Here is a 2,280-nt window from a genome sequence, read left to right on the forward strand (position 1 = left end):
GGCCGACAGGCTCGCGGCCTGCAGCTGCTCGGCCGGGACCTCTTCACCCGTTGCCGGATTCGGCAGGGCGCGCGTGGCCGTGGCGCCAGCGACGACCGTGTTGGCGTAGCCGTGATTGAATGAGGCACGCGCGGTCGAGTTCACGCACATATGGGTCATGAACCCGGCATAGACGACATTCTTGACCCCATGCTTCTTCAGCGCCGCGTCGAGCCCCGTCTGCTCGAACGCACTTGGAAAATTTTTGACGATGACGGTCTCGCCCCAGACCGGAGCCACGCAGTCGGAGATTTGGCCGATGGGAGCGCTGACGTCATACGGCGTGCCGCGCGGCGCGTGCATGATGTGAATGACGGGGCGTCCGGCCTCGCGGAACCGCTTGAGCAGCGCGGCGGCCTCCTTCAGCGCCGGCTCCACGTCGACGAGCTGCATGACCCCCTCGCGATACGTTTGCTGGCAGTCGATGAGCACCAAGGCGCTGTCGGCGATCGGCGCCGGGTTGGGGTCCATGCCTGTCAGCGTGCGCAGTGTGGGGTTTGTCATTCGTTGCCTCCTTGAGCCCTCGGATCTGATCAGCATCCTAGTGCAGATGACGCTTCCGGACCGCCGCTATGGCGTCCCCGCGAGGTTGCCTTCCCACGTTGCCCCGTTGATCGCCTCGAGCACCAGCCTGCGGGCCGTACCGGTGCTCGATCCTTGCGGCGGGGGCAATGTGATGGTCGCCCGTGCCCCCGTCTGTCCGCTGATCCCGATCTTCTCCGTCTTGAAATGCGAAGCCCAGACATAAGGGTAGACGTTGCTGATGGCAGTGGTGGGCAGGGCGGCGAGTGTGGTGCCGTCCCATTCGGCAACAGTGCTGCCCGACGCATCGACGAGACGGGCGGCGATGACATAGGCCGCGCCGGTGTCGGGGCCCGCATCCACATAGGCCTTGAAACTGACGGTGCCGTCGTCCGCGAGCGTCACATCGGACAGCGCGATGCTGTGGTTGTGGAAGCTGACCCGCGCATGCTGAGGCGAGACCACCGCGCCGAACAGGATTTGGTAGCTGCCGACGGTGAACACGACCGCCACCGCCGCAAGGACCAAAGCGAGCGTCTTGAGCTGCGCGAGCGGAACCGGACCGCTGAACACCCAGGCGGTCCATGGATGGCGCTGCGCCCATTGGTTTCGACCGATGAGATTGTCGACGGACCAGGCGCCGCCGCCTGCGAGAAATACCGCGCTGCTCATCGCCAGGCCCGACACCGCCATGGTCCACTCGTCGAGGCAGGTCGAGCCCATCCAGCCAAAGATCAGCATCAGAGAGACATTGAGGCCGATGCAGATGAGCGCGGCGAGACGGGTTGCCAGGCCCAATATCAGCGCGAGGCCAACGACGAGTTCGGCGATCGTCCAAAGCCAGACCGACGCGACGATCAGGTCCGGATAGTTCAGCGTCGCTTCGAGCGGGCCCTGAATCCAAAGCGTGCCGGGCAGAGCATGGGTGAGCTTGTTGGCGACGAAGCCGACTGAGTCGAAGTCGAGCTTTACGGCAACATCGGCACCATCGACCTCGCGGAAATTGTAGAGGAGCCGCCGGCTGGCGCCGCCCCAGAAGATGAAGCCCTGGACGAAGCGCGTGCCGAGAAGCACGAGAGCGAGCAGCGAAAACCAAGCGGCCGGATCGGGTACCGCCCGCTTAATGACGTCTGTGTCTGCCATGGTGTGCGCGCCTCCTGATCCCGGTCCAATCTAGCGCAAATTTCCCTCAGGCTGTGGAACTGGCGTCCCACCCGGACATTGTGGCGTTAGGATTGAGACGGGTAGTCTAGGGGGCTGGTCTCACCGGCCGGCACTCTGACTGCTCGGAGCTGGGAGGAGGCCATGACCCACAGGACAGACGGCACGACACGGACGATGCTTCTTGCGGCCATGCTTGGGGTTGGCGCTTTACTTTCCGCACAGCCGGCGATCGCCTCGGAAGTTGGGTCGAAGGCGAAGAGGCCGATGCGTGCGGCAACGACGACGGCGCCTTCGATGAGGCCGCCTTCATCATCGCCACTAAGCCCGAGGCCGGCGAACGCGTTGAGAGCGGGTTCGAGGTTGCAGGCTGCTCGCACAGCTTCGAAAGCAACGTGCAGTGGAAATTGCTTGCCCGCGACGGCGCGGTCCTGGCCAGCGGCAATACCCAAGGCGGCGGCGTGGACGGGCCAGGAGATTTCGCCTTTACCGTGCCGTATAGCGTGGACGCCAGGCAGATCGGGCATCTCGAAGTGTTCGCCGACGATCCGTCCGACG

Annotated in this window: 3 protein-coding genes; 1 reads left to right on the plus strand and 2 read right to left on the minus strand. The window is 64.6% G+C overall.

Annotation, left to right across the window (positions count from 1 at the left end):
- On the minus strand, positions 1 to 543 hold a 543-nt coding region (locus AUC71_RS11930; protein ID WP_069624442.1), incomplete at its 3' end, for a cysteine hydrolase family protein.
- A 66-nt stretch (positions 544 to 609) separates the two neighbouring features.
- A complete protein-coding gene (locus AUC71_RS11935) occupies positions 610 to 1,704 on the minus strand; it encodes a TQO small subunit DoxD (protein ID WP_069624443.1) in 1,095 nt (364 codons plus the stop codon).
- Between the two features lie 332 nt (positions 1,705 to 2,036).
- Between AUC71_RS11935 and AUC71_RS22780 the strand changes: the two genes are divergently transcribed.
- The coding region (locus AUC71_RS22780; protein ID WP_425283386.1) for a Gmad2 immunoglobulin-like domain-containing protein at positions 2,037 to 2,280 on the plus strand (244 nt) is incomplete at its 3' end.

Origin of the sequence: Methyloceanibacter marginalis (assembly GCF_001723295.1) — a bacterium.
In the GTDB taxonomy this organism is placed as follows: Bacteria; Pseudomonadota; Alphaproteobacteria; order Rhizobiales; family Methyloligellaceae; genus Methyloceanibacter; species Methyloceanibacter marginalis.